The sequence below is a fragment of the Phenylobacterium sp. genome, assembly GCF_031412415.1.
GTDB lineage: Bacteria > Pseudomonadota > Alphaproteobacteria > Caulobacterales > Caulobacteraceae > Phenylobacterium.
Genome location: NZ_JANOCX010000266.1, coordinates 1 through 5,393 on the forward strand (window position 1 = coordinate 1; position 5,393 = coordinate 5,393).

8 protein-coding genes are annotated in these 5,393 nt (G+C 67.1%); 3 read left to right on the forward strand and 5 right to left on the reverse strand.

What is annotated here, in order from left to right:
• Window positions 1-113: 113 nt before the first annotated feature.
• Together RMO04_RS12925 and RMO04_RS12930 are read right to left on the reverse strand one after the other, a co-directional pair.
• Window positions 114-431 carry a hypothetical protein gene (locus tag RMO04_RS12925; protein ID WP_309645191.1) on the reverse strand — a complete coding sequence of 106 codons (318 nt, stop codon included), beginning with the start codon at window positions 429-431 and terminating at the stop codon, window positions 114-116.
• The gene (locus RMO04_RS12930; protein ID WP_305583633.1) at window positions 428-694 is read right to left on the reverse strand and encodes a DUF2312 domain-containing protein; all 267 of its coding nucleotides are present in this window, start codon (window positions 692-694) and stop codon (window positions 428-430) included. Before RMO04_RS12930 ends, RMO04_RS12925 begins: the two co-directional genes overlap by 4 nt.
• A gap of 131 nt (window positions 695-825) precedes the next feature.
• On the opposite strand from RMO04_RS12930, the gene folE reads away from it, so the two are divergent.
• Window positions 826-1,413, forward strand: a complete 588-nt coding sequence (gene folE, locus RMO04_RS12935; RefSeq protein ID WP_309645192.1) for a GTP cyclohydrolase I FolE — start codon at window positions 826-828, stop codon at window positions 1,411-1,413.
• Here folE and RMO04_RS12940 read toward each other — a convergent pair.
• A complete protein-coding gene (locus tag RMO04_RS12940) occupies window positions 1,410-2,024 on the reverse strand; it encodes an HAD family hydrolase (protein WP_405041502.1) in 615 nt (204 codons plus the stop codon). The genes folE and RMO04_RS12940 overlap by 4 nt on opposite strands.
• Window position 2,025: 1 nt before the next feature.
• Complete coding sequence (ykgO, locus tag RMO04_RS12945) at window positions 2,026-2,151, reverse strand: type B 50S ribosomal protein L36 (RefSeq protein WP_309645194.1); 126 nt, start codon at window positions 2,149-2,151, stop codon at window positions 2,026-2,028.
• Between the two features lie 136 nt (window positions 2,152-2,287).
• Here ykgO and RMO04_RS12950 point away from each other — a divergent pair, with 136 nt between their 5' ends.
• Window positions 2,288-3,592 carry a lytic murein transglycosylase gene (locus tag RMO04_RS12950; protein WP_309645195.1) on the forward strand — a complete coding sequence of 435 codons (1,305 nt, stop codon included), beginning with the start codon at window positions 2,288-2,290 and terminating at the stop codon, window positions 3,590-3,592.
• On the opposite strand, the gene RMO04_RS12955 is transcribed toward RMO04_RS12950, so the two are convergent.
• Window positions 3,589-4,908: an MFS transporter gene (locus RMO04_RS12955; RefSeq protein WP_309645196.1), complete on the reverse strand. Its 1,320-nt coding sequence runs from the start codon at window positions 4,906-4,908 to the stop codon at window positions 3,589-3,591. The genes RMO04_RS12950 and RMO04_RS12955 overlap by 4 nt on opposite strands.
• A 110-nt stretch (window positions 4,909-5,018) precedes the next feature.
• On the opposite strand from RMO04_RS12955, the gene RMO04_RS12960 reads away from it, so the two are divergent.
• The coding region (locus RMO04_RS12960; RefSeq protein WP_405041503.1) for a motility-associated protein at window positions 5,019-5,393 on the forward strand (375 nt) is incomplete at its 3' end.

The following is a 5,393-nucleotide window of genomic DNA, read 5'->3' on the forward strand; positions in this document are numbered from 1 at the left end:
ATGAAACTGACGGTTCTGAGACCGCAGCCGCGTGACGAACGCCTGCGCGAGCTGATCCGCCAGGGTCGGCTGGCCGCGGCGCGCGCCGAGACGGTGCGGGCGGCGAAGGCGCTCTAATCTTCCGAATAGGGCTTCCCGCGCCGCTTGAACGGCTTGCGGGACATGTCCTTCGTCTCGCCCTTCGCCTTGGCGGCGATCTCCTTGAGCTTCACCGACTGCAGAACGGAGAAGGCGGCGCCCGGGCCACCCTTCTCGGGGTCGGCGAAGGCGCGGCCGTACGTCTTCACCCGGTCTTCCACCGAGCCCAGGAATTCGCCCTCCCAGTCGGAGAGCTTGACGTCCGCGCGATCCGCCTGGCGGCGGACGCGTTTCAGGGCGTTCAGCGCGGCCCGTTGGGCCTGCGCCTTCCGATCTGGCGGGGTTCGCTTCAAATCTCTCCCATCGCGGCCAGATAGAGGTCGAGGATCGCCTCTTCCTCCAGGCGCTTGGCGCGGTCCTGTTTGCGGATGCGGACCACCTTGCGCAGGATCTTGACGTCGAAGCCGTTGCCCTTGGCCTCGGCGAAGACCTCCTTGATCTGCTCGGCGATCTCCGACTTTTCCTGCTCCAGCCGCTCGATGCGCTCGATGATGCTCTTCAGCTGGCCCTGGGCGGCCTGGTTCAGGATGTCGCCGTGGGCGTTGTCGTCGGACATGGGTAAAGCGTCTCATAAGTCTGGGAGGTCGGAAAGCGCGGGACCCTAGCGGCGCGATCCGCCCCTGTCATCCGCCCGCTGAACCTTCACCGGCAGGAAGCCGTTCATGACGCACCCAGGCGGAGTTTGCGATGACCGACCCCAAGAAGCAGCCCACCCAGACGGAGGCCGAGGCCGCCGTTCGCACCTTGATCGAGTGGGCCGGTGACGATCCTGATCGGGAAGGACTGTTGGAAACGCCGGCGCGGGTGGCGCGGTCCTACAAGGAGCTGTTCGCCGGATACGCGATCGATCCCACCGCCTATCTGGAACGGACCTTCGAGGAGGTCGGGGGCTATGATTCGCTGGTGATCCTGCACGACATCCCGGTGGTCAGCTTTTGCGAGCACCACATGCTGCCGTTCCTGGGCAAGGCCCATGTCGGCTACCTGCCCCGCGACCGGGTGGTGGGCATCTCGAAGCTGGCGCGGGTGGTTCAGGGCTTCGCGCGGCGCCTGCAGATCCAGGAGAAGCTGACCGCCCAGGTGGCCGGCGCGATCGATGACATCCTCAAGCCCAAGGGCGTCGGCGTGGTGATCGTCTCCGAGCACAGCTGCATGACCATGCGCGGGGTGAACACGCCGGGCTCCAGCCTCACCACCAGCCATCTGCTCGGCGAAGTCCGCGATGACCCCAGGACCCGGCAGGAGTTCTTCGAGCTGGTGCGAAACGGCGGCTAGAGCAGCCCGCGCGCTTCCAGCGCCGGCCGCAGCGCACCGGGATCGGTGAAGTGGTGAGCGTCGAAACCGAAGGCGCGTGCGGCCATTATGTTCTTCTCGCTGTCGTCGACGAACAGCACATCGTTCGCCGCCAGGCCGAACCGTTCGCAGGCCAGGGCGTAGAAAGCCGGATCGGGCTTCATCACCCCGTCATTGGCCGACACCACATAGCCCTTCAGCCGCGCGAAGGCCGGGCTCATGGCGATCGTGCCCGGGAAGGTCTCGTGCGACATGTTGGTCACGCCGTACTGTGGGACGCCGGCGGCGTGCAGGGCCTCGATCGCCGCCTCGGTCTCGGGAATCGCGCCGGAGAACATCTCCCACCAGCGGGTCTCCCAGGCGAGTATCGCCTCGGCGTCGTCGGGGAAGCGCTCAAGCAGTGGCGCGCGGTTCTCGGCGAAGGTCATCCCCCGGTCGTGGGCCGCGTGCCATTCCATGGTGCATACATGCGAAAGGAACCGGTCGCAGGCGGCCGGTTCCTTGAAAAACTTGGCGTAGAGCGTGCGCGGGTCCCAGCGCACGATGACATTGCCGATGTCCCAGAGGACGGCTTTCACGGCCGCCTCACCCATCTCAGCCTTGCTTGGCCTTGAAGCGGGGGTTCGTCTTGTTGATGACGAAGACCACGCCCTTGCGACGCACCAGCTTGCAATCGCGGTGGCGAGTCTTGAGCGTCTTGAGCGAGCTTCTGACCTTCATGGACCTATCTCACGCGCCGGCTTTGAAGGGCCGGGGTTATCTACAGAGCGGGCGCGTATACGGGGCAAGCGCTTTTGAGTCAACGCCTGACGGCCTTGTGATTGGGGAAGCGCGCGGGCGCCGCTAGGCTTGGTCGATGGATCGCCGCATCTTCCTCCTCCTGCTCGTGGCCGGCTGCGCCGACGCCTCAACCGATTTCCAGGCGGTGACCGGTTCACCGCTTCCCGCCCCCCCACCGCCGCCTCCGCCTCCGAGGCCGGATATCCCTTCGCTGCCCCCAGGCGCCGAATCCTCCGGCGACGCGAGCTTCGACGCCTGGCGCGACCAGTTCCGGACCAAGGCCCTGGCCGCCGGATTGTCCGCCGCCCTGCTGGACCGCGAGTTGGCGGGCCTGAGCCCCAACGCCCGGGTGATCAGCCTGGACTCCGCCCAACCGGAATTCTCCAAGCCGGTCGGCGACTACATCAAGGGCACCGTCAGCGACGAACGGATCGCGCGTGGCCAGCGCTACCGGACCGACCTGCCGTTCTGGGGCGGGATCGAGCAGCGTTTCGGCGTGCCGCGCGACATCCTGATCGCCGTCTGGGCCATGGAGAGCGCGTTCGGCGCCCTGCAGGGCGACTTCGACGTGGTCCGCTCGATGGCGAGCCTGGCCTTCCACGGCCGCCGCCGCGCCTTCGCCGAGGGCGAGTTGATCGCCGCCTTGAAGATCATCGATTCGGGTGAGGCCGATCGCGGCCGGCTGAAGGGCTCGTGGGCCGGGGCCATGGGCCAGACCCAGTTCCTGCCGTCGAACTACATCGCCACCGCCGTGGACGGCGATGGGGACGGCCGGCGCGACATCTGGGGGTCGGGCAACGACGCCCTGGCCTCGGCGGCCAACCTGTTGGCCAAGGGCGGCTGGATGCGCGGCGAGGGTTGGGCGCGTGAGGCGACCGTGCCGGCCACCTTCGACTACAGCCTGACCGAGGGTCCGCGCGAGGCGCCGGACTGGTGGGCGGGCCTGGGCGTCACGCCCGCCGACGGCCGGGGCTGGTCCGGCGCCGACGCCGGGTCCAAGGCGATGCTGGTGGCGCCGGCCGGTGCGGCCGGGCCGATCTTCCTGCTGTTTCCCAACCATTTCGCGATCCGCAAATACAACAACTCCACGGCCTACGCTCTGGGGATCGGGCTGCTGGCCGACCGGTTCGCCGGCGGCGGACCGCTGGTACGGCCCTGGCCGTTCGAGACGCCGCTGGCCATCGGCGACCGCATCGCCGCCCAGACGGCGCTGGCGCGGCTGGGCTTCAGTCCCGGAGAACCTGACGGCGTGGTCGGCATCAACACCCGCGCGGCGCTGCGCGCCTGGCAGAAGGCTCGTGGGATCATCGCCGACGGCTATCTCTCCATGGAGATGGTGCGCCGGCTGAACGTCGAGATCGGTGCGGCGCCCGCGGTCTAGCCCCCGCCCTCGTCGCCCTTTTCCAGCGTGGCCTTCGCGGCGTCCGCCCGGGTGGCTGGCGAGGGATCGGCGTTCTTGAGCTGCGGATTGACGAAGGCGTAGATCAACATGGCCAGCATCAGCAGGCTGCAAAGCACGAAGGGCGCGGGCGCCACCGCCTGGTAGAGCCAGACGAACGCCGGGGCGAGCACCACATTGACCCCGTTCACCGCGGCCACGGCGCCGGCCACCCGGGCCTGTTCATGCATGTCCACCGCCAGGGACGACCCCGCCGTGAAGCCAGGCCGCGCCAGGCCAAAGCCCAGGCTGGAGATCGCGTAGCCAGCCACCACCGCCGCATAGGTCGGCTGGAACGCCACGATGACATTGCCGATCGCCGCCACGCCCACGCCCCAGCGGAGGAGTTGGCGAGGGGTCATCTCGAACATGCGGATGATGCCCCACTGGGCGAGCAGGCCGGCCACCGCGCCGAACATCATGGCGATGGCGATGAAGCCCTGGGCCTTCATGGGTGAGAGGTCGAGCTGGTCGATGATCAGGAAGCCCAGGGTCTGGCCCTGAGCGGTCTGGCAGACGGCGACGATGAAGCCGTAGATCAGGAACGGGGTGACGCGCGGATCGCGCCACATCGGCTTGTCCTTCGCCGCGGCGACGCCCTTGACCGGCGCGGCCTTCACCGGCGCGACCGGCATGTTCTGGCTCTCGGGCAGCTTCTTCCAGACGATGAACAGCATGATCCCGGCGATCACGGCGAATCCGAACATCGGCCCGGCCAGGCCCCCGGTGAACGGCAGGACGAACAGCGGCGCGATGAACGGACCGATGACCGTGCCCAGGCCGAACGCGCCGGCCAGACTGGACATCGACTGGGTGCGCTTCTCCGGCGGAGTATGCTCGGCCAGATAGGCCTGGGTGGCAGGGTTCGACGCCGCGCCGAACAGCCCGAACAGCGCGCGCGCGAACAGGAAGAAGACGAAGATCACCATGGGCGTCGTCAGGTGATACAGGCCCGCGCTGACCACCAGGCCGCAGGCGATCATCGACATCATGAAGCCGGTCAGGCCAATCAGCATCAGCGGCTTGCGCCCGTGCTTGTCCGAAGCCCTCGCCCACCAGGGTGACGAAAACGCCCATAGCAGCGCCGAGAGCGAGAAGATCGCCGCCACCATGGGATCGGGAATGCCGATCGAGCGACCGATGGCCGGCAGCACCGAGATCATTCCGGTATTGCCCATGGCGGTCACCAGCGAGACGCCGAAGATGATCGCGAACGATCCCTTCGGCAGGCTGACCATGGCTGGCTCTGACTTGGGCATGGTGCGCTGTTAAGGCGCGCCGAGAGCCTGTGCAAACCCCGAAATGCTCACGCGACATTAAGCATTAATGGCGATGCTCCGCGACAACGCCCCGGGGACCGACCACCACCATGTTTCAGATTATCGGCATCGTGCTGCTGTTCGGTCTGGTGTTCGGCAGCTACCTAATCTCCGGCGGCAACATGGGCGTCATCCTGCATGCCCTGCCTCACGAAATGATGGCCATCGGCGGCGCCGCCGTCGCCGCGTTCCTGATCTCCAACTCCATGCCGGTGATCAAGGGCACCCTCTCGGGCTTCGGCAAGGTGTTCGCCGGGCCGAAATGGAAGGCCAGCGACTACCGCGACCTGCTGTCGCTGTTGTTCCTGCTGACCAAGACCATGAAGTCCAAGGGCGTCATCGCCCTGGAAAGCCACAACGAAAAGCCTGAGGAGAGCACGATCTTCTCGCGCTACCCGAAGATCACCAAGGACCACTTCGCGACC

What these genes read in the sequence shown, in the direction of transcription:
- RMO04_RS12955 (WP_309645196.1), bottom strand. Translation starts at nt 4,908, where the DNA reads ATGCCCAAGTCAGAGCCAGCCATGGTCAGCCTGCCGAAGGGATCGTTC.
- RMO04_RS12930 (WP_305583633.1), bottom strand. Translation starts at nt 694, where the DNA reads ATGTCCGACGACAACGCCCACGGCGACATCCTGAACCAGGCCGCCCAG.
- RMO04_RS12950 (WP_309645195.1), top strand. Translation starts at nt 2,288, where the DNA reads ATGGATCGCCGCATCTTCCTCCTCCTGCTCGTGGCCGGCTGCGCCGAC.
- folE (WP_309645192.1), top strand. Translation starts at nt 826, where the DNA reads ATGACCGACCCCAAGAAGCAGCCCACCCAGACGGAGGCCGAGGCCGCC.
- RMO04_RS12940 (WP_405041502.1), bottom strand. Translation starts at nt 2,024, where the DNA reads ATGGGTGAGGCGGCCGTGAAAGCCGTCCTCTGGGACATCGGCAATGTC.
- ykgO (WP_309645194.1), bottom strand. Translation starts at nt 2,151, where the DNA reads ATGAAGGTCAGAAGCTCGCTCAAGACGCTCAAGACTCGCCACCGCGAT.